Here is a 19587-nt window from a genome sequence, read left to right on the forward strand (position 1 = left end):
CTGTGTCCTCTTGTGGATCTGGCGGAGGGGGTAGGATTCGAACCCACGGTGCCTTGCGGCACAGCGGTTTTCAAGACCGCCACCTTAAGCCACTCGGTCACCCCTCCACCGGCATGGAGCATCACAGGTTAGGTGGCTGGAGCAGGTAGAGCAAGCGGTCTAGTATTCTCCGGTCATGGCCAATGTGCGCAGCCGCTGGAGTGCCCTGGTCTCTGCGGCGATCGCCCTCTCGCTGCAAAGCGTTCCGGGATCCGCTTCCTGCTCGCCGACCACCCAGCACTCCACCATCCGAGTCATGACGTTCAATGTGCTCCACGAGCCGTTACGCCAGGTGCTCGGCACGTGGGCCGGGACGTCGACGTGCGTCGGGAATCGGTCCGCCTGCAAGGACGAGAACGTGGTCTATCGCTTTGCTCCGATCGATGGCACGTCGTCCAGGGTTCGATTGTTCGCGGACAAGGTCATCGAAGGGAAGCGGGTGCCGATGGGCGCGCTCGACTTCACGACATCGAAGGACCGCCTCTCGTGCGAGTTCAAGCGAGGGTCGGCACACGGGCTCTGGGAGTTCACGGTCTCGGGCGACTCGATCGTGGGGACCCTGGTGCTGCTGCCCGGTCGTGACCTGGCGCGGCGCGTCCGCGTTCACCGGGTGGCTGAGGGCTCGGTTCCTCCGGCGCCCGCGGACTAGACTGGGTTTCCACCAGATGTCGTGGCGGCTCGCCGAGGGCTCATCCGGGCTCGGAATCCATGGCCTTCTTCATGGCGGCCATGCCCGCCTCCATCATCGGGCCGATCTTGCCGGCGGCTTCGTCGGGGAGAAAATCGGCGATCCAGACCACCCGGCTCCCGCCGTCCTCGGCAAAGACCTGGACGCTGGCGTTGTAGTGCTTCAGGTCGCTCCCCTGGGCGCCCCACACGAGACGTCGCGCCTGCTCGTCGACCGCGACGATCGGCTCCCGGACCTTCATGCCGTTCGCAAACGTGACGACTCGGGCGCCAGGCTCCAAACGCGTGTCGACGACAAATCCCGGAACGAGCCTGGTATGGAGCGCGCCGATATCGCGGATGGCATCCCACACGCGATCGGATGGAGCACTTGTCATGATTTCTTTTCGAATGGATGACATGGATGGACTCCTTCACCAGGGCAGCGGCCTGGTCCTGGGCCAGGGCCAGGGCCTCGGTCACCCCTCACCGACGTTCAGGATAACAGAGGGCTGCGCGCATGAACGTTGGGCTATGATTTCCCCATGCGACCCTCCCTCAGTGCTCCACGAATGAAGACCCACGCCGTCGTCGGACTTCTCGTCCTCGGACTTCTCGGGTGCGCCTCAGGGTCCAAGCATGTTGCCGTGACCGGCGACGCCCCGACCCTCGCCGAGGCCCGACGCGGCATCGAGGAGGGATACCGGCGGAATCGTGCCGCGTTCCTGGCGAAGGACGTCAAGGCGGTGATGGCGCTTCGCACGGACGATTTCTACGCGATCGGGCCGGATGGGACGCGACGCGATCGCGCCGCGATGGAGACCTATACCGTCGGCCTCCTGAACGGGATCAAGCGCTGGATCAAGATCGAGTTCAGCGTCGACAGCCTCGCCCTGGACGGGCGGGAGGCGGACGCGACCCTCAAGCAGCACCTGGTCCGAATGGCGCTCCGGCCCGACCAGAAGGTCCATCGCGTCGAGACCTGGGTGACGCAGCGCGAGCGATGGCGCTGGACGGCCGACGGGTGGAAGCTCGCGAGGGTGGATCAGGTTCGAGATCAAAAGCGGCTGGTCGACGGGAGGCCGGACTAGCCCCTTTCGATTTCCGCCGGTGCGAAGGAGGAACGAGCCATGGTTCCCTGGAAGCTCCGACAGCTGGCCGCGCTCCCCCTCGTCGCTGCCTTGACGCTCCTCGCCGCCTGCGGCAAGGACAACCCGGCAAGGCCGGCTCCCGCGAGCGGCCCCTCCGAGCCGCCGGTCACGACCGCCACCGTCGCGGACTCGCTCCAGTTCACGGTCGGCGGCTCGGCCATCGCGATGGGAACGGCGCCGCTCGTCTGCTGCGGCCTCTACGATCCCAGCTTCGTGAACGAGCGCGCCATGAGGGTCGTGTTCTACGACCCCGCGAACCAGAAGGCGGGCTGGCAGCTTCTGATCCTGATCGACCGCGCCCAGCAGGGGGAAGTCGCCGTCCTGCCGACCCCGGTCGTGGCGCCAAGCAAGGTCCCGCGCATCTCGATGTTCGTTCCGACGCTGGGCAACGAGTACAACAGCGACACCGACGGATCTTCGGGGACCATCACCGTCCACTCGTTCCACTGCAGCGGCAGCGCGATCGAGGTCTACTTCAGCATCGACGCGACCCTGCACAGCGAATTCTGGGACGGCGGCTCGATTGAGGTTCAGGGCGCGTTCCGGGGGACGTTTCCGCCGCAAGCGTGCGAGTAATCCCGGCGTGGCGGGCGGAGGTGCATCGTGCCGCCGCGCTCGGCTACTTTTCCGTCGAGCCGCCCTTCGAGAGTCCCGTCGCGATCCGTCCCTGCGCTCGGATTGCGTCCTCGAGGTCTTCCAGGTGGAATCCGAGCGCGTAGGCGAGCGCTCCCCACGAGAACCCCTCGGCGCGCAGGGACCCCAGGTCGTCGAGGTCGATCGCGCGCTTCGAATCCGAAAGGAGCGTGCGCGCCACGACCAGCTCGCCCCAGCTGAAACCCCGGTCGCTCTTCACGTCGAGCAGGGCGTCGAGCGTGATGCCGAATTGCGAGGCGAGCTTCGTCGCGATCCGCGCCTGCCCCGTGGCGGCCACGTCGCGGTTCACGCGTTCCACGGTCGCGGCGATCCGCTTGTCGGTGTCCTTACGAAGATCGATCGGCATCGAGCCCGCGCGATCGCGAACTTCCGACAGGCTGACGCGGTGCGGCTCGGCCCCCGGATCGGGCTCGTCTACGGCCCATGCGGGCTCGGCGATGCCAACGCCCACGCACACCAGCAGGAGCATCCCACCGACAGCCGATATCGTCCGATCGCTCATGGGCAGCCTCCTCGTAAGGTGCCCAGGATGTATCGGTCAAATTCGAGGAAGACTTAACGAGAACGTGGGGGGGGGTACACCGCCTCAGCCGGGCTGCGTTGTCCGAGGCACGCCTTGGCACCGTGCCGGGCAGCCCGGCCAGTCCGTGCCTCGATACCGCCCGAGCAGCGTGCCGACGGCGACGAGCGCTCGGAACAGCACCGCCTGAACCGGCCGCGGCATGAGGAGCACGGCCTGGGTCTGCCGGTGACGCAGAGCCAGATGGGCCATGTAGAAGGGCGAGGGGCGTCCGGACGGGCCGGCGTTCAAGATCTCGAAGATGGCCTGCAGGTACCGATCCAGGTCCACCAGGGGCCCGGCATAGCCTTCGAAAATGAGCGCTTCGTCGCCGGCATTCCACCAGCGGTGCGCCGACCCGCGCGGAAAAGCGCCGCTCTCGCCGGGGCCTGACGACAGTCGGCGACCGTCGACCACCGCGGAGAGCACGCCGGAGATCACGCTTCCCTCCTCGTCCTCCGCGAAGTGAATGTGCATTGGCGGCCCTTCGCGATGCGGAGGAAGGGAGCCCTTCAGCTCGAGCCACGTCTCCCCCCCGCGCACGACCGTCCTGAGGGCCAGCACCTCGCCGGTGTGTCGGTTCTCTAAGACCAGCGGCTCGGACATGGCCGCGAGTGTAGCGAGGGGCGCCCCCCGTCGCTACAGTTCAGCGCCCTGCGCGCCGATATCATGGGATGCTCCATTTCTCCCGCCGCGCCCCCTTATGGCTCCTCGTGGCGATGGCGCTCGGCGCCCCCGCGCTGGCGGAATCCGCGCGCGTGCCGGGCACCGGCGTCAGCCTGGTTCCTCCCGGCGGATTCGTGCCGGCCGAGCAGTTCTCCGGCTTTCAGAACCCCGCCGCCGGGGCGTCGATCGTCGTCACCGAGATCGCCGGACCGGTCTCCGAGGTCCGCCGCGGGATGACCCGAAGCGGCTTGGCGTCGCGCGGGATGGAGTTGATCGAATCGAGCACCGTGACCGTCGGAGGGCAGGAGGCGCTGCTCCTGCACGTGAGCCAGCGGTCCCGGGACGTGGATTTCTTCAAGTGGATGCTGGTGGGCGGCTCCGAAGCGCGCACGTTCATGGTCGTCGGAACGTTTCCGGCCGAGGAGTCGGCCTTGAGCGATCCCATCCGTACGTCGCTCCTCACGACGGTGTGGGGGAACGCCCCGCGTACGAACCTCCTCGAGGGCCTGGCCTTCAGCGTGCAGTCCACGCCCCGGATGCGATTCGCGGAGCGGATGGGAAACCTTCTGATCCTCACCGAGACGGGACGGCTCGCTCCGGGCAGGCCGGACGTCGCGATCCTCATCGTGGGAAGCTCGCTGAGCGACGTCGAGATCGGCGACCTGGGGCGCTACTCCCGGGAGCGCCTGCTGCAGACCGATCGCATGAAGGGCCTCAGCGTCCGAAGCGGCGCCGCCGTCCGGATCGACAGCCTGGATGGTTACGAAGTGATCGCCGACGGCCGTGATGCCAAGAGCGGACGGCCCGTGGGCGTCTATCAGCTCCTCTTGCGCGACGGGAAGACGTACCACATCGCGCAGGGCTTCGCGCCCAAGGCCAGGATGGAGACGATGCTGCCCGTGTTCCGGAAGGTGACCGGCTCGTTTCAGCGGACACCCCAGCAACCCTCCGAGGAGCGCCGCCCTCGGATCACGCAGTAGGGCTACTCGGGGAGGACGGAGCGCCAGTCCACGCCGGCCGCTTCCGCGATGTCGCGAAGACCGTCGGCGTTCAGGCTCCAGATCTGCTCGGGATCCTCGAGGAGCGGCGCCACGTCCCAGCCGGCCTCCTCGCCCCACGCCTCGGCGGAGCTGCCCGACGCCTGCACCGCCGAGGCGACGGCCGCGGAGAACTCCGCGAAGGTGATCCGCCGCGAGGGCCTCGGCGCGGTCTCCCCTTCCAGGAGGGCGAGCGAGCGCAGCCCGACGATGCGCGCGAGCTTCTGGAGCTGGGCGAGCGAGATCGAGTCCCACACGTCGTTCTCGAACATCTCCAGATCGCGATAGTGGGCAAAGGGCAGCCCGGTCCGATCGGCGACCTCGCCGAGATCGAGGCCGGCGCGCTCGCGCGCGGCGGCCAGGCGCTCACTGGGGGTGGAGGACATCGCGCCCAGCATAGCAGGTCGTCCCCTCGGGCCGTGGTCTACCGCGCGGACAGCTCCGCGATCTTGGCGCGGATCGCGTCCCGCTTCGGATACTCCGGCGCCAGCCGCAGCACCTCTCCGAAGTAGCGGACCGCGTCCTCCTTCTTCCCCATCGTCTCCGAGCTGGTTCCCATCTGGAGATAGACGTCGGGCATGGACATGCGGCTGTGCGGCGTGAATCGCAGCTCGCCCGAGGCGATCCGCTGGTAGAGGGCCATCGCCTCCGGGACCCTCCCGCTCATCTGCAGGGAGAGCGCGAGATGGAAGACCGCGTCCGCCTCGCGCGGCGATTCCCGGCTGGCCCGTCGGTACCACTCCGCCGCTCTGGCGTAATTCCCCGCGAGATACTCCATGGTCCCGACCTCGAAATAGGCGTCCGTGGCGGGCTGGTTGAACTCGCGATACATCGCGAGCGCGCGGTCGTAGGCCTGGCGGGCGGCGTCGGCGTGCCCCAGCTTCTCCTCGGCCACGCCGATCCGGAACGTCGCGAGCGGAGCGAACCAGGTTCGCCCCGCGGCGACCGGCCGAAGCCGGGACAGGGCGTCCTGGTAGCGCCCCGCGACCAGGTCCAGCCGCGCGAGCCGCATCATGCTGTGCTCGTCCTCGCCGCCGCTCAGGCTGTCGGCCAGGGTCTCCAGCCGCGCCGCCTCGGCCCGATTGCCCTGCGCGTCGTACGCGCGGCGAAGCGCCACGAGCGGTCCCGGGTCGGGCAGCCGCACCGAGGCGCTCGCCACGGCCGCCGCGGTCACCGGGCCCGAGCCGGGCAGATCGAGCTGCCGGCGCAGCACGTCGCTCCAGAGGGCGAGGTCGCTGCCCCAGACGCCGATCCGCGCCACGGTGAGCGCCGCGTAGAGCACGACGATCAAGGTCGCGGCCCAGGCGAGGCCTCGACGGAGCCCGGCGCGGCGCGGATCCACGCGCGCTCCCTTCACCTGGTACAGCGATGCCGCCACGGCGACCAGCGTGAGCGACGAGCCGATCGTCGGAAAGAGGAGGTAGCGGTCGGTCATCCAGATCCGCAGCGTGTAGTAGACGTTCATGACCGTCGCGAGCGGGAGCGCGTAGAGGGCGATCCCGAACGCGGCCGCCGGGAGCTTGCGGCGCCAGGCCAGGAACCCCACGGCCATCGCCGCGGCCAGCGCGAGGCCCAGGAGGGCGAGCGAGGCCTTCGGCGGCTCGATCCCGGTCGTGTAGATGGCGGAGAGACGGATCGGGAGGAGGGTGTGCCCCACGTAGAGGGCCAGCACTTCCCCGAGTCTCAGGACCCGCTGCCCCAGCGTCAGGGAGAGGTTCACCAGCCCGCTCTGCTTGTCCTGGGCGTAAACCGTCACGAGGGTCATCGCCGCCGTGAGCGCCGCGAACGGAATCTTGTCCAGGACTTGGCGGCGGCCGATCCGCGGCGCGAAGCAGAGGTCGTACGCGAAGAAGAGCGCGGGGAGGATCACCGCATAGCCCTTCGAGAGCATGGCGAGGCCGGCGAGGAGGATCGAGAGCGCGTACGGCCGCCAGCGATTCGCCGTCGCATCGGTGTAGCGAACGTAGGCAAGGAGCGCGAACACGTAGAAGAAGAGACAGACGACGTCCTTGCGCGACGCGAGCCAGGCCACCGACTCGACGTGGACCGCGTGTGCCGCGTAGATCGCCGCGGCCGCGAAGGCCTCGGCGCGCCGGCGCAGGATTCGCGCGAAGAGGAAATAGATCCCCAGCACCCCGCCGGCGTAGAAGAAGAGCTGCGTCAGGTGGAAGCCCGGCACCCACGTGCGCCATACCGCCCGGTCGAGCGCGATCGTCAGCGTCGTGACCGGATGGTAGTTCGAGAAGAAGGGCTGCGTGAGGATGCGGCTCAGGTTGTCGGCGGTAAGCTCCTCCACGCGGGCGTCGCGGAAGAAGTAGATGTTGTCGTCCCAATCGTGGATCGGCGTGCCCAGAGAGCGCGCGTAGACCAGGGCCGTGAGGAGGAGGAGCGCGAGCGGGGCGGCCCAGGGGCGGCGGAACAGCCCCGCGTCAGGCGCGCCGGATCCGGACTTGGGAACCGCCTTGGGATTCCTGGGGGGCTTCCGCATCGCTCAACGTCCCCGGTCCAAGTCCGTCAGGACGCGCGTCGCGGCCTGACCGTCGTGGCCACCGGATCGCTCAGGGGATCGCGGAACAGCGAGTGGCCCCCCACGGCCGTGAGGAACCCGTAGCCTACCAGCGCCAGCACCAGGAACCATGCGAACGCTGTCTGCGGCGCGACCCAAGAGTTGAAATCGAGCGACCAGGCCAGGCTGTCGGCGAGGAGGGAGATCACGAGCGAGACCAGGGTCGCGATGTAGCCGAACCGCAGCGCCATCAACAGGCCGCTGGTCCAGATGACGGCTCCCGCGAGAAGGTCGAATGCCAGCGCCTTGGAGCTCAAGTCGCTCGTGGTGAACAGGAAGCACACGATGGTGGCGATCGCCGCGAGCACGTTGTTCCGCAGCACGAAGCGGAAGATGACCAGAATGGTGTAGAACAGGGTCGCCCGCAGGGCCGCGATCGCCAGCGAAATGCACACGTTGGCCAGCACCGTCGGCGGGTGAGTCATGGTATCGAGAAGAAGGCTGGAGAGCCGTGGCGGATCGATCGGAAGTCCGAAACGCCGCTCCATGAGCTGTACGCCGATCGCGACCAGCGATGCCGCTCCCCCGAAGGCCACGCCGATCAGAACATCCCGTCCGATGATCGGATCCCGCAGCCGGCCCGCGACCAGCCGGGCCCAGGACACGAGCACGCTCGGCCAGAGCCTCCGGACGTACGGCTCGATGGCGAGATAGGCGAGCGCGATCGTGACCCCGTGCACCAGCGCATGGCCGAATGGCGCTCCGTACGTGCCGCCGGTCAGGATCGACAGGAGGCCGATCTCCCGGAGATTCGAGCAGAAGAGATGCACCAAGAGATAGAGCACCGCGGTGGAGATCCCGATGGCCATCGCTCCGCGGAGGTCGCCGCGCTTGGATCGCAGATTGTGGCGGGCGAGGATGATGCTCCCGATGAGTGGGACCACCGCGATCAACAGGACCGCGATCCACATCTGCAAGGTCGGCGGCGGATCGTGGGCCACCGCCGCGAGACGGCCGAGGGGTTGTCCCTGGGCGAACGTCTCCACCCGCACCACGCGGCCGCGCAGGGCGGCGGCCACCAGGGTGGTCTCGGGCGCCGTCGAGTCGGAGAGACGCCAGGCCCTGACCGAGTCGGCCCGGGCCAGGAACGCGGGAGGGGGCGCGGCCGCGACCACGCGATCGGGATCGCGCCCGGCCGCGTCGAGAACGGCGGCGCCCCAATCCGCCATTCGAGGCGGCGCGGCAGCGAGACTGTCGGACCGCAACGTCTCCAGCGCGAGGAGACGTCCCTGCATGTCCAGCAGGGAGGTCGCGCTTCCCGGATAGGCTTGCGGCGGGTCCTGAAGCCCGGCCCGGGGCGAGTGAAGGTCCGACGGCGCGTAGGGCATCGGGCTCCAGCGCTTCCAGAATTGCATCGCCGGGGTCGCGCCAGGCTTCCGCTGGGGCTTCGGCTTGGAGATTCGCGAAGGCCCACCCGCGAGCGTATCGCGTCCGGGCGGAGGGCTCGCCGCCGGCGCGTAGCGCATTCCGTCCGAGGTGTACTTGGCTGGAGCATCCCCCGTGATGCGCGTCAGGATCTCGTCGGCCCGAACCGACAGAACGTCGGGAGGCTTTCCGATTCCTCGAAAGAGAGGGGTCTGAATCGCGGAGACGCCGAGCAGCGAGGCGACCGCGATCAGGACGAGGGCGCCGGCGTAGAGCGGCCGGACGCTCCCCTCGACCCCTGCGTTCGCGACCAATTCGGGTGAGGGCGTCTCCCCCGCCGCCACCGCGGCCGCGAGCGGGTCGCCGCCGGGCAGCGCGCCGAAGACCGCATACGCCGACTGCGGACGACGCGCGGGATCGCGCTCGAGGCACCGGAGAATGACGCGCTCCACGGCGGGATCGACGTCGGCGACCAGGCTGGACGGGGTGCGCGGCGCGCTGTCGCTGTCGGGGCGCGACGAGTCGGGGCGCGGGGTCGCGGCGGTGGCGCGCTTTCCCGTGAACAGCTCGTAGAGCACCAGGCCCAGCTCGAAGATGTCGCTCTGCGCCGTGGCGCTCGCCCCGCGAAGCCGCTCGGGGGCCATGTAGGCCGGCGTGCCCGAGGTTCCCGGATCGGCCGCCAGCTCTTCGGCGGTCCCCGCCAGGCCGAAGTCGGTGATCCGCACGCGGCCGCGGCCGTCGATCATGATGTTGGCGGGCTTGAGGTCGCGGTGGAGGACGCCGTTTTCGTGCGCCGCGCCCAGCCCGAGGCAGAGCTGCCGGGCGATCTCCAGCGCCTTGTCGGAGGTCGGCCTCCCGAGCCGGCGGAGCACCGACGCGAGGTCTTCGCCGTCGACGTACTCCATCACGACGAAGACCTGGCCTCCGGCTTCGGCGATGTCGTAGGTGCGGCAGACATTGGGGTGCGCGATCTGCCGCGCGATCCGCACTTCCTGGCGGAGCCGGGCGAGATCGGAAGCGTTCCGCGCCACCTTCTCCGGAAGGAATTTGAGCGCGACCGACTGGTTCAGTTCCAGGTCGTCGGCCCGATAGACCTCCCCCATCCCGCCGCGGCCCAGCAGCCCGACCACCCGATACCGAGCCCCGAGGCGGGCGCCCGGCTCAAAGCGGCCGTGCACGGACGACGAGCTGTGCGACGAGGGATGCGAGTCGGGCGAGGACTGCGTCGCGCCGGCGGCGGTCATCCCAGCGCCGCACTCCGCGCAGAAGCGGGCCGAGGGTTCGACCTCGCGCTTGCAGGATGGGCAGAGGGGCATCGGGGATGGAGGCTACCCGGCGCGCGCCCCGCGAGGAAGCGCGATTTGCCGCGGACCCCCGCTGCTATGATTCGGGCATGACCGACCCCGTCGGGATGATGCGCCAGCTGCGGGCCTATGCCCTGAGCGCCGCGGCCGAGGATCTGGACCTCGCGCCCACCCAAGCGCGCCCCCGCGTCTGGGGCGCGATCATGGAGTTGGGCTACGCCACCGGCATCGCTACGCTGCTCGCCCTGGCCGACGGAACGACGAGCCTCTACTTCAGCAACGGGGGCGGGGTGATCGGAGCCGGCGAGCACGCCGCCGTGCGCGAGGCGGCGGAGTCGTTCCTGGACGCGGCCGAGGCGCATGCCGCGGCCCTCCCCCCGGTGGAGGCGACGCCCACGCCGCGCATCGGACGCGTGCGGCTCTACGTGCGGACCTTCGAGGGAACGCTTGGAATCGAGGCGACCGACGAGGAGCTGACCCGGAACGAGCACCCCCTGTCGGCCGTCTTTCATGCGGGCCACGCCGTGATCACGGCGATCCGAGAGAACAGCCCCGAGGCCTGACGGTCCGGTTCGGTGCCCCTCCGATAGCCCAGGACGCGAAACGGGCGGGCGCCCGTGAGGGACACCCGCCCGCTCTGCCGCGCCGGACGAAGCCGGTGCGGCGAAACCGCTCCGCCAGGCGGCTAGGCCTTGAGAATGACCAGGTGCTTGATCTTCCGGAACTCGCTCCGGTCGAGAATGTGCAGCTCGACCATGTCCTTCCCCACCTTGGTCAGCGAGTAGCTTCCCGGCGGCTGCGCGCTCAGGATCTGGACCTTCCCCTTCTTCGCGGGGATCTGGATCACGTTCTGCTCGTCCGTGTTCAGCGGAGAGAAGGCGGCCTCCTCGAACTTGCCGGACACCTTGAGGGTCTTGCCCACGCCGAGCACGCCACCGTTGGGCTGCACGACGCCGGCGTTCTTCAGCTCGTCCTTGGTCCCCATGGTGTAGTAGATGGTCGCGAGCTCCTTCTGCCGGGCCAGGAGCTCCTCCTGGTTCCGCTGCAGGGCTTCCTGCTGCCCCTGGATCTCGAACTTGAGGCCCGTCACTCGGGTCCGAAGCGTGTCCACCTGGGTCGAGAGCTGGGCAATCTTGTCCTCGCGGTACTGGACCGATTCCTTGAGCCCTTCGATCATCCGCTTCATGCTCGCCATCCGGATGCCGTTGTGCTTGAGCCTCGCGTCCAGCTGCTCGATGCGCTCCTTGGTTCGCGCGATCGACGCCTTGATGGTCGTGATGCGATCGAGCACCTTTTCGTGAATCGTCTGGCCGTGCAGCTCGATGTCGCCCTGCGTATGATTCTCGCCGATGGCGATGGCGTTCAGGCTGTCCTGGATCGAGACGATCTCGTTGACGGCCTGATCGTACCGCTGCCGCATGGCCTCCTGATCGGCGCTCGCCTGGGCGAGACCGGCCTGCGATTTCTGGTACTTGGAGTAGGTCACCCCGGCGACGCCCAGCAGTGCCAGGCATATGACCGCCAGGACGATGGCCACACTCTTGCGGATCATGGAAATCTCCTCCCCCACAATGGGTCTACGAACCGCGTCGCCCGTGGGCTATTCCAGGTGGGATCGATAGCCGGGGCACTAGGACGGAGCGTGAGCGCGGCAAGAAAAATGCCGGGGAGGGGCTGCGCGGCCGCACCCAGGATGTCGTGGGCTTCCGAAGGCGCTCTCAACACGTCGGTTACCACCTGGCCTCGGGATCCCGCCATCGAAGCTCGCGCGTGCGATCGCGGCCCGGCCCCTGTACCGGCCGGGACGGTAAGTGACCCCACCGACCCGGAAAGGAGAGGTTCCATGAAGACGACCGAATGGCTCTTGGCGCAGCTCGAGAGCGAAGCGCCCCGCACCCGGCGCGCCCTGGAGAACGTGCCCGAGGGGCGTGACGACTGGAAGCCGCACGACAAGTCGATGCCGCTGGGCCGCCTGGCCATGCTGGTGGCCACGATCCCGACCTGGGTCCATCTGATCGTGAACCAGGACGAGCTCGACGTGGCGCCCAAGGCGGGGCATCCGGACCGAAAGCCCCTTCGCACGCGCCGGGAGCTGGTCGAGGCGCACGAGAAGGCGGTGGACGAGGCGCGGCGGGCCCTGCGCGCGACGAGCGACGAGCACCTGAAGACGCCCTGGCGCCTCCTCGCCGGCGGCGACGTGAAGAGCGAAGAGCCGCGCGAGGTCGTTCTCCGGGACACGATGATGCACATGGCGCATCACCGCGGGCAGCTCACGGTCTATCTGCGCTTGAACGACGCGCCCGTGCCCTCGATCTACGGTCCCACGGCCGACGACAAGCAGTTCGCGTAGTCCATCGTCCCGGGTGGAGGGGTACCTCGGAACCGTTTCCGAGGCGTTCGGAAACCGCTACGCTACGGCCGTCTTCGTCGCTTCTCCTCGTCCACCCGGGACCCCAAAAACGTGAAAGCGATCCTGCGCACGCTGGCCTCGCTCGAGCTGTCGATCATCCTCCTCGTCTCCATCGCCGTCGTGATGTCGTTCGGAACGATCATCGAGTCGCTCCGGGGCGCCGAGGCGGCGCGCTTCGTCTACCAGGCCTTCTGGTTCCGGCTGCTCCTGGGGCTCTTTGCCCTGAACGTCGGCATGGCGCTCTGGGAGCGCTGGCCGCAAAACCGCTGGAGGATCGGCTTCCTGATCACGCACGCCTCCCTCCTCCTCATCCTGGTCGGCTCGCTGGTGACGGCGGTCGCGGTCCAGGAGGGTCGGCTCCCGCTCTGGGAGGGCGAGAGCGCCAGCCACTTCTTCTCCGAGGGCCCCGGGCAGCGCGAGGTCCACCGAAGCCTCCCCTTCGCGGTCCGGCTCGACGACTTCCAGATCGACGTCTACCCCGGCACGCAGCGTCCGGCCATGTTCCGGAGCCGCGTCACGGTGCGCGACGCCTCCGGCGCGGAGCTTCCCGCGGTGATCCAGATGAACCATCCGCTCAGCCACGGGGGCTACCGCTTCTTCCAGTCCAGCTACCAGATCCAGGGCGGCCGCGAGATGTCGATCCTCTCCGTGTCCAAGGACCCCGGTCAGCCGATCGTCTTCTGGGGGTACGGGCTCCTCGTGCTGGGCATGCTCGTCGTGCTGTCGACCCGGATCACCCAGCGGCGGAGCGGGATGATGGGGGCGGCGCTCCTCGCGGGACTCCTGGCCCTGGCCGGCACGTCCCAGGCCGCCGACGCGCCCTCGCGGGAGCAGCTCGACAAGATCCGACGGCTTCCGGTGCAGAGCGACGGACGGGCGATGCCGCTCGACACCCAGGCGCGCGACGATGTGCGCACGGTGACGGGAGGCGGAGGATGGAAGGGGCTCGACCCGGTCGCCGTCGTGCTGGGATGGACCACGGATCCGGAGCGGTGGTCGGACGAGCCTGTCGTGCTCCTCGACGGCGACGTGGCGGCCCGGATCGGCCGGGCGTCGGCCAATCGATACGCGAGCTATCACAGCCTCGTCTCCAGCCAGCCGCTCCACGAGGCGGTGCAGGCGGCCATGGCCCGAGAGGAGGGGGGCGGGAAGCCTTCCAAGGCCGACAAGCATCTGCTCCGTGTCAGTGAACGGCTCGAAACGCTCCACGGCTACCTGACGGGACAGGCGATACGGGCGATCCCGGCCGCCGACCCGGTGGCCGCGTGGACCCCGCCCGGCGACCTGAAGACGCTGGAGACCTGGGCCGCGCTGGAGGCGCAGGTGCGCCCCACGGCCCCCTCCCATTACCCCACGACCGCCGCGATCGAGCGGGAGATCCGCTACAACGCCGTCCACCCGGTCCGCGTCGCCTGGATCCTTCTCCTCCCGGCGGCGATCGGCGCTGGGCTCACGCTGGAGAAGAACCGCTGGCGGCTCCGGTGGACCACGGGACTCCTGGTCGTGCTGGGCTTCGCCGTCATGACGTGGGGGATCGCGACGCGCTGGCAGATCGCGGGCCACATCCCCGCCTCGAACATGTACGAGTCGATGCTCTTCCTGGGATGGGGCGTGGGATTCTTTGGCGTCGTGTCGGTGCTGGCCCGGAACCGCATGCTGATCTTCAACGCCGCGGCAATGGCCGCCCTCGTGATGCTGCTGCTCGACCGGCTCCCGATCGATCCCTTCATCCATCCGATCCCCCCGGTCCTCTCGGGGACGCCGTGGCTCGCGATCCACGTGCCGATCATCATGGTGAGCTACTCGGTCTTCGCGATCGCCACCTTCCTCGCGCACCTGGTGCTGGGGGCCGCCATCTTCGCACCCCGTCGCCGGGGGTTGGCCGACCGCTGGAGCGACCTGCTCTACTGGTACCTCGTCGTCGGGTCGATCTTCCTGATCGCGGGAATCCTCACCGGCTCGATCTGGGCCGCCTCGTCGTGGGGACGGTACTGGGGATGGGATCCCAAGGAGGTCTGGTCGCTCGTTGCCTTCCTCGCCTACATGGCGATCCTGCACGCGCGATTCGACGGCCGCCTGGGACCGTACGGGGTCGCGGCCTGGTCGATCGGCGCCTTCTGGACGATCCTCATGACCTATCTCGGGGTGAACTTCGTCCTCGCGTCGGGACTCCACTCCTACGGCTTCGGCAGCTCCGGACTGGTTCGCACGATGGCGGTCATCGGGCTCGTCGAGGCCGCGTTCCTCTTCGCGGGATGGCGCGCGCATCGAAATCTGGCGACGGCCCTGCCGCGGCGGTGAACAAAAGAGTCCCGGACGCCGAAGCGTCCGGGACTCTCGCACGTTGCCGGCAACCGCCGGAGCGCTAGTCGGTGCTCCAGTAGCGGCGGTACGTCATCGGAACCGAGATGACGGCCCGCGGCACGCTGCCCAGTTGGATCGAGATGAACGGCCCCCGCCACGAGTCCGCCCGATACCAGCCGGTGCGATCGGCGAGGTACCAGGAGTCGTTGTAGCGGTAGAGATCGTAGCTCGCGTTGCCCCGCACGTAGTCGATGTCCGTCCCCGGGATCATGTCGTAGCTGGGCTCGACCGTGAAGGTCCGGCCCGAGTTCCAGTAGCGGACGGTCGAGTAGCGATCGTCGTCCCGATCCCGGTCGCGCCAGTCGCGATCACGGTAGCGGTCGCGGTCATCGGTGGACGAGACCCAATCGCGGCGATAGCGCGATGGAATGGTGAGCACCTCGCTCGGGACGCTCGAGGTCCGGATCGTGAGGAACGGCCCGCGCCACGAGGTGGAGCGGTACCACACGCCGTTGTCCATCAGGTACCACGTGCCGTGCAGGCGGTAGAGATCGAAGTCGGCGGCCTGGCGCGCGTACGTCACCGAGCTGTTCGGAATCATGGCCATGCTCGGCTTCCTCGAGAACGTCCGCCCCGAGGCCCAGTAGCCCTCGGGCAGGTCCCGATAGCGCGGATCCCGGCGGTCGACCCGGACCGACACCCAGTTGCGCCGGTACTCCGAGGGCACGGTCGCGATCTCGTTCGGAAGCACGTCGACGTCCAGCGAGGTCCATGGCCCGCGCCAGGAGCCCGCGCGGTACCACCGGCCCTGGTCGTTCAGGTACCACGTGCCTTCGAACTGATAGACGTCGTAATCGGACGCGTCCCGGATGTAGTAGACGTCGGTGTCGCCGACGCGGCGCATCCGCGGCTGCGATGAGAAGTGGTAGTTGCTGTAGCCGGATTCGTAGTCGTCGCGATACGCGACATCGGAGCTCGTCGAGGAGCACCCCGATAGCGAGATGGCCGGGAGCGACGCCAGGAGCGTCACTCCCAGGGTCCAGAGAGCACGTCGGTTCATGGGAGTATGTCCTCCCCGCGTGGCCTCTCCCCCGGCAGGGGTGCGGCGCGCGGTTGTAGGTATGCCGGGTGCGACCGGCGATATCTACAATCGACGGACGCAACTGGCTCTGATCCTGGCGGTTTTGCGGCCCGCCCCAGGCAGCATCTGACCCTTTCAATTCGCGTGCCATGGGGGCTAGACTGCCGCGTCCACCGACGCACAACCCAGGCAGGAGGGTCCGATGGTGCCGATCCCGTCATTGTGGTTGCCGGTGCTCCTTTCCGCCGTCCTCGTGTTCCTCGCAAGCTGGATCGCCCACGCCGTGCTTCCCCATCACCGGAACGACGTCAAGGCCGTCCCCGGCGAGGATGCCCTCCTCGAAGCGCTCCGGAAGCTCGATATTCCTCCGGGCGACTACATGGCGCCCCGCCCCGCGAGCATGGCGGCGATGAGAAGCCCGGAGTTCGTGGAGAAGCGGAAGCGGGGTCCCGTGGTCATCATGACGGTCATGCCCGGGGGTCCTCCGAGCATGGGCAAGGAGCTCCTCCAGTGGTTCCTCTTCACGGTCCTGGTTGGGATCTTCGCCGCCTACATCACCGGCCACGCGGTCGAGGCCGGCGCTCCCTACCTGCGCGTGATGCGGTTCGCGGGCGCGACGGCTTTCTTCTGCTATTCCATCGCGCAGTTCAGCGAATCGATCTGGTACAAGCGGAGCTGGGCGACGACGTTCAAGAACGTGATCGACGGGCTAGTCTACGGTCTCCTGACCGGAGGCGTTTTCGGCTGGCTCTGGCCGCGCTAGCGACCCGCTTCGAGGCGTGACAAGAAGACCCCGGTCGCGGGGCGGACCCGAGAGTCCGCCGCCGCGCCGGGGTTCTGTTTTTCGACGCGATCGATCGATGGCCGCCCGCTACACAGGGAGGCTCCGGTGCCGGTTGTGCGTGATCGCGCGGTAGATCGCGAGCAGCAGGACGGCGCCGATGATCGAGGCGATGATCCCGGCTCCTTCGCCGCGGTCATAGAGGCCCATGGAGCGGCCGATGAATCCCGCGAGAAGGGATCCGGCGATACCGAGGATGATCGTCATCAAGATGCCGCCGCCATCGCGGCCCGGCATGATCAGCTTGGCGAGAGCGCCAATGACCAATCCGATGATGATGGTCCAGAGAATGTTCATGATTAGCTCCTGTCCACCGATCCCTCACGGCCCGGGACGGGGACTCTGTCTTGCCCTCAGTTCACCGCTTTTGTGCACCCGGGCGATCTCCCTGATCGCCGGTGCCGCGGCACCCCCGCGGCTTGTGACCTGATGCCCTTGCAAGCCACGGACCACATGGGCCGGTTCAAACCGATGTGCGGAAGCGGGAAGGGTTTAGCCGTGACCTGACACCTCGGCCCGCGTTTTGAGCCGATTTGTTGGAAGCGGGTTCTTTGTACTCTTGGACCCCGTTTGAAGGTAATCGCGCCGTCACGGCGCGGCGTCGGCGACCCCTCGCGGGCATGCTGCGGATCACCGACGAAAGGGGGTTCCCAACGGCCCGACCTGCATCTAAGATAGGTTCGCTCACACGAGCCCATCCCGTCGTCCATACTCGAAATGCGCAGGTCTCCCATGCGGCTCCTCGTCCTGGCCACACGTATGCTCCTGCTCAGCTCCTTCCTCGCCGCCGGATGCGCCGTGTCCCGACCCGTCGCCCGGCTGGATTCGACGCCGGTTTCCGCCGAGCTCGCGATCCTGCCGACGCCCGTTCCCGACCTGGAAGGAGCTGATATTTCGACCGAGCCCCAGGACGCCCCTGCGCCCAGGCCTCTTCGGGCCCATGCGCGGGGTCAGGTCGGAACCGCTTCCTTCTACGACACCTCGTTCAACGGCCAGACCACGGCCAGCGGGGACACGTACGACGACGCCAAGCTGACCGCGGCCCATCGCACCCTGGGGTTCGGAACACGAGTCCGCGTGACCAACCTCGAGAATCGCCGCTCGATCGTGGTCACCGTGAACGACCGGGGCCCCTTCGTCGGCGGCCGCGTCATCGACCTCTCGCGCCGCGCCGCGCGCGCGCTGGACTTCGTCGAGGACGGCACGACCCGGGTCCGGATCCAGCCTCTCTAGCTGCTATAATCATGGGGTGATGCTCTCGCCCCGCCGTGCCCATTCCAAGCTCGTCGCGCTGGCCCCGGCCCTCGTCCTGGCCCTGGCCGCCGGCGCACCGCCCTCGTTCGCCCTCACCCTGCACGTCGGTCCCGGAAAGTCCTACGCCACCGTCCGCGCCGCGGCCGAAGCCGCGCTGCCCGGGGACGTGGTCCTGATCGACGCCGGGGTCTACGGCGGCGACGTGGCCACCTGGAAATCGGACAACGTCACGGTCCGCGCGGTCGGCGGACGGGCCCACATGAAGGCCGACGGGGCCCAGGAGGGGGGGAAGGCGATCTGGGTGGTGCAGGGACGGAACTTCACCGCGGAGGGGATCGAGTTCTCCGGGGCGAAGGTCCCCGACCAGAACGGCGCCGGCATCCGTTCCGAGACTCCGGGAACGCTGATCCTCCGCGACTGCTACTTCCACGACAACGAAGAGGGCATCCTGGGCGGCGCCGATTCCATGGTCATCGAGAATTGCGTCTTTGACCGGAACGGCCAGGGCGACGGCCGCACCCACAACATCTACGCCTCCGGCCGCTCCTTCACGCTTCGTGGCTCGACCGTGAAGCGCGCGGTGATCGGCCACAACGTGAAGACCCGCGCGAAGAACAACTACATCCTCTACAACCGCATCCTGGATGAGGCGAGCGGCACGACGAGCTACGAGGTGGACGTGCCCGACTGCGGGCGCACCTATCTCATCGGCAACGTGATCGAGCAGGGGCCGAAATCGGAGAACGCCACGATCATCTCGTACGGAGCCGAGAGCGCGTCGAACGTGCAGGACCTGTACGTCGTGAACAACACGATCGTGAACGATCGCCAGGACGGGACGTTCCTCCAGATCCGCGACGGGACCAGGGCGCTCGTGCTGAACAACATCTTCTACGGCCCCGGGACCCCCTGGGCGGGCGGACGCGTGGTGGAGAGCCGGAACTACGTGGATTCGTCCATGCGGAACGGCCCCGGCTTCGCTGATCCGCGCCTGTTCGACTACCGGCTGACCGGGTCCTCCCCCGCCGAGATCGTGGACGCGGGGGGGCCGGTGGGCCTCTCCATCACCGGCTTCGACCTGACCCCCAAGAGCCAGTGCGGCGACGATGCGCGCGTGCGCGCACGTGGCCAGGCCGGCGCGCTGGATATCGGGGCCTTCGAGCGGGAACCCGCGAAGCCCTAGCCCCGCCCCCAGATTCCGAGCGCGCGCCGGACCAGGACGAGCTGTCCGATGTGGTAGGCGTTGTGGTCGGCCACGACGAGGAACTCCCGCAGGTAGGTCTGGCCGGTTCCGTTCGGAACGCGGCCGAAGAGTTCGACGGAGGGGTCGCGGGCCATCGCCGCGAGCGCTTCGAGATCGGCATGGAATGCGGCGACGCTCCGGTCCCACGCGGCGTCCGACTCGGGAGCGGCCGACTTTGGCCAGTAGTCCTCCGGCCACTTCATCTCCCGGTACTTCGGGGCCGTGCAGAACTCGAGGATGTCGCGCTGCGCCAGCCTGAGGTGCTCCAGGAGCTGCCACGGCGAGTGGGGCATTCCCTGCGGTACGGCCCCTCGATGCTTCGGGTCGATTCCGCCGACGGCGGCGTCGAACCCGGCGTGCGCGTCCTCCCAGGCGAGGAGCCGGGCGATCTGCTCGCGAAGCGGAGCGTCCCTGTCCATGGCGCGGATCATAGCACCCCGGCTGGAA

Annotated in this window: 20 protein-coding genes and 1 tRNA gene; 10 read left to right on the forward strand and 11 right to left on the reverse strand. The window is 68.4% G+C overall.

Going from position 1 to position 19587, the window contains the following annotated elements; all coding sequences use genetic code 11:
- Nucleotides 1–19 precede the first annotated feature (19 nt).
- A tRNA-Ser gene (locus VE326_12515) sits at nucleotides 20–107 on the reverse strand.
- 68 nt (nucleotides 108–175) lie between these two features.
- Between VE326_12515 and VE326_12520 the strand changes: the two genes are divergently transcribed.
- Complete coding sequence (locus VE326_12520) at nucleotides 176–688, forward strand: hypothetical protein (protein ID HYJ34026.1); 513 nt, start codon at nucleotides 176–178, stop codon at nucleotides 686–688.
- 40 nt (nucleotides 689–728) lie between these two features.
- Here VE326_12520 and VE326_12525 read toward each other — a convergent pair whose 3' ends face one another.
- Nucleotides 729–1127 carry an SRPBCC family protein gene (locus VE326_12525; protein ID HYJ34027.1) on the reverse strand — a complete coding sequence of 133 codons (399 nt, stop codon included), beginning with the start codon at nucleotides 1125–1127 and terminating at the stop codon, nucleotides 729–731.
- A gap of 150 nt (nucleotides 1128–1277) precedes the next feature.
- Here VE326_12525 and VE326_12530 point away from each other — a divergent pair, with 150 nt between their 5' ends.
- Nucleotides 1278–1796 (forward strand): nuclear transport factor 2 family protein, encoded by a 519-nt coding sequence (locus tag VE326_12530; GenBank protein HYJ34028.1) that lies wholly within the window; start codon nucleotides 1278–1280, stop codon nucleotides 1794–1796.
- 39 nt (nucleotides 1797–1835) lie between these two features.
- Nucleotides 1836–2432 (forward strand): hypothetical protein, encoded by a 597-nt coding sequence (locus tag VE326_12535; protein ID HYJ34029.1) that lies wholly within the window; start codon nucleotides 1836–1838, stop codon nucleotides 2430–2432.
- Between the two features lie 43 nt (nucleotides 2433–2475).
- On the opposite strand, the gene VE326_12540 is transcribed toward VE326_12535, so the two are convergent.
- The gene (locus VE326_12540; GenBank protein HYJ34030.1) at nucleotides 2476–3012 is read right to left on the reverse strand and encodes a hypothetical protein; all 537 of its coding nucleotides are present in this window, start codon (nucleotides 3010–3012) and stop codon (nucleotides 2476–2478) included.
- 84 nt (nucleotides 3013–3096) lie between these two features.
- Nucleotides 3097–3675, reverse strand: a complete 579-nt coding sequence (locus VE326_12545; protein ID HYJ34031.1) for a cupin domain-containing protein — start codon at nucleotides 3673–3675, stop codon at nucleotides 3097–3099.
- 68 nt (nucleotides 3676–3743) lie between these two features.
- On the opposite strand from VE326_12545, the gene VE326_12550 reads away from it, so the two are divergent.
- Nucleotides 3744–4715: a hypothetical protein gene (locus tag VE326_12550; protein HYJ34032.1), complete on the forward strand. Its 972-nt coding sequence runs from the start codon at nucleotides 3744–3746 to the stop codon at nucleotides 4713–4715.
- Nucleotides 4716–4717: 2 nt separating this feature from the next.
- Here the strand turns inward: VE326_12550 and VE326_12555 are convergent, their stop codons facing one another.
- Genes VE326_12555 through VE326_12565 form a run of 3 tightly spaced genes read right to left on the reverse strand, consistent with a single transcriptional unit; the run spans nucleotide 4718 to nucleotide 9947 of the window.
- Complete coding sequence (locus VE326_12555) at nucleotides 4718–5158, reverse strand: hypothetical protein (protein HYJ34033.1); 441 nt, start codon at nucleotides 5156–5158, stop codon at nucleotides 4718–4720.
- Nucleotides 5159–5196: 38 nt separating this feature from the next.
- Entirely contained in the window at nucleotides 5197–7260 is a 2064-nt protein-coding gene (locus VE326_12560; protein ID HYJ34034.1) for a glycosyltransferase family 39 protein, read from the reverse strand.
- Nucleotides 7261–7286: 26 nt separating this feature from the next.
- Complete coding sequence (locus tag VE326_12565) at nucleotides 7287–9947, reverse strand: protein kinase (protein ID HYJ34035.1); 2661 nt, start codon at nucleotides 9945–9947, stop codon at nucleotides 7287–7289.
- A 149-nt stretch (nucleotides 9948–10096) separates the two neighbouring features.
- Between VE326_12565 and VE326_12570 the strand changes: the two genes are divergently transcribed.
- Nucleotides 10097–10570: a hypothetical protein gene (locus VE326_12570; GenBank protein HYJ34036.1), complete on the forward strand. Its 474-nt coding sequence runs from the start codon at nucleotides 10097–10099 to the stop codon at nucleotides 10568–10570.
- 122 nt (nucleotides 10571–10692) lie between these two features.
- Here the strand turns inward: VE326_12570 and VE326_12575 are convergent, their stop codons facing one another.
- On the reverse strand, nucleotides 10693–11559 hold the full coding sequence (locus VE326_12575; protein ID HYJ34037.1) for a hypothetical protein: 867 nt from the start codon (nucleotides 11557–11559) through the stop codon (nucleotides 10693–10695).
- Between the two features lie 291 nt (nucleotides 11560–11850).
- Here VE326_12575 and VE326_12580 point away from each other — a divergent pair, with 291 nt between their 5' ends.
- On the forward strand, nucleotides 11851–12357 hold the full coding sequence (locus VE326_12580) for a DinB family protein (protein HYJ34038.1): 507 nt from the start codon (nucleotides 11851–11853) through the stop codon (nucleotides 12355–12357).
- Nucleotides 12358–12468: 111 nt separating this feature from the next.
- Nucleotides 12469–14718 (forward strand): cytochrome c biogenesis protein CcsA, encoded by a 2250-nt coding sequence (gene ccsA, locus VE326_12585; protein HYJ34039.1) that lies wholly within the window; start codon nucleotides 12469–12471, stop codon nucleotides 14716–14718.
- A 64-nt stretch (nucleotides 14719–14782) separates the two neighbouring features.
- Here the strand turns inward: ccsA and VE326_12590 are convergent, their stop codons facing one another.
- A complete protein-coding gene (locus VE326_12590; GenBank protein ID HYJ34040.1) occupies nucleotides 14783–15781 on the reverse strand; it encodes a hypothetical protein in 999 nt (332 codons plus the stop codon).
- Between the two features lie 223 nt (nucleotides 15782–16004).
- On the opposite strand from VE326_12590, the gene VE326_12595 reads away from it, so the two are divergent.
- The gene (locus VE326_12595) at nucleotides 16005–16565 is read left to right on the forward strand and encodes a hypothetical protein (GenBank protein ID HYJ34041.1); all 561 of its coding nucleotides are present in this window, start codon (nucleotides 16005–16007) and stop codon (nucleotides 16563–16565) included.
- 108 nt (nucleotides 16566–16673) lie between these two features.
- Here VE326_12595 and VE326_12600 read toward each other — a convergent pair whose 3' ends face one another.
- Nucleotides 16674–16940, reverse strand: coding sequence for a GlsB/YeaQ/YmgE family stress response membrane protein (locus VE326_12600; GenBank protein ID HYJ34042.1), 267 nt, complete (start codon nucleotides 16938–16940; stop codon nucleotides 16674–16676).
- Between the two features lie 501 nt (nucleotides 16941–17441).
- On the opposite strand from VE326_12600, the gene VE326_12605 reads away from it, so the two are divergent.
- On the forward strand, nucleotides 17442–17876 hold the full coding sequence (locus VE326_12605; protein ID HYJ34043.1) for a septal ring lytic transglycosylase RlpA family protein: 435 nt from the start codon (nucleotides 17442–17444) through the stop codon (nucleotides 17874–17876).
- A 19-nt stretch (nucleotides 17877–17895) separates the two neighbouring features.
- Entirely contained in the window at nucleotides 17896–19080 is a 1185-nt protein-coding gene (locus tag VE326_12610; protein HYJ34044.1) for a right-handed parallel beta-helix repeat-containing protein, read from the forward strand.
- Here VE326_12610 and VE326_12615 read toward each other — a convergent pair.
- Nucleotides 19077–19559, reverse strand: coding sequence for a DinB family protein (locus VE326_12615; protein ID HYJ34045.1), 483 nt, complete (start codon nucleotides 19557–19559; stop codon nucleotides 19077–19079). The two genes, VE326_12610 and VE326_12615, sit on opposite strands and share 4 nt — an antisense overlap.
- Between the last annotated feature and the right edge of the window lie 28 nt (nucleotides 19560–19587).

This window comes from Candidatus Binatia bacterium, from assembly GCA_035631035.1.
In the GTDB taxonomy this organism is placed as follows: Bacteria; Eisenbacteria; RBG-16-71-46; order SZUA-252; family SZUA-252; genus DASQJL01.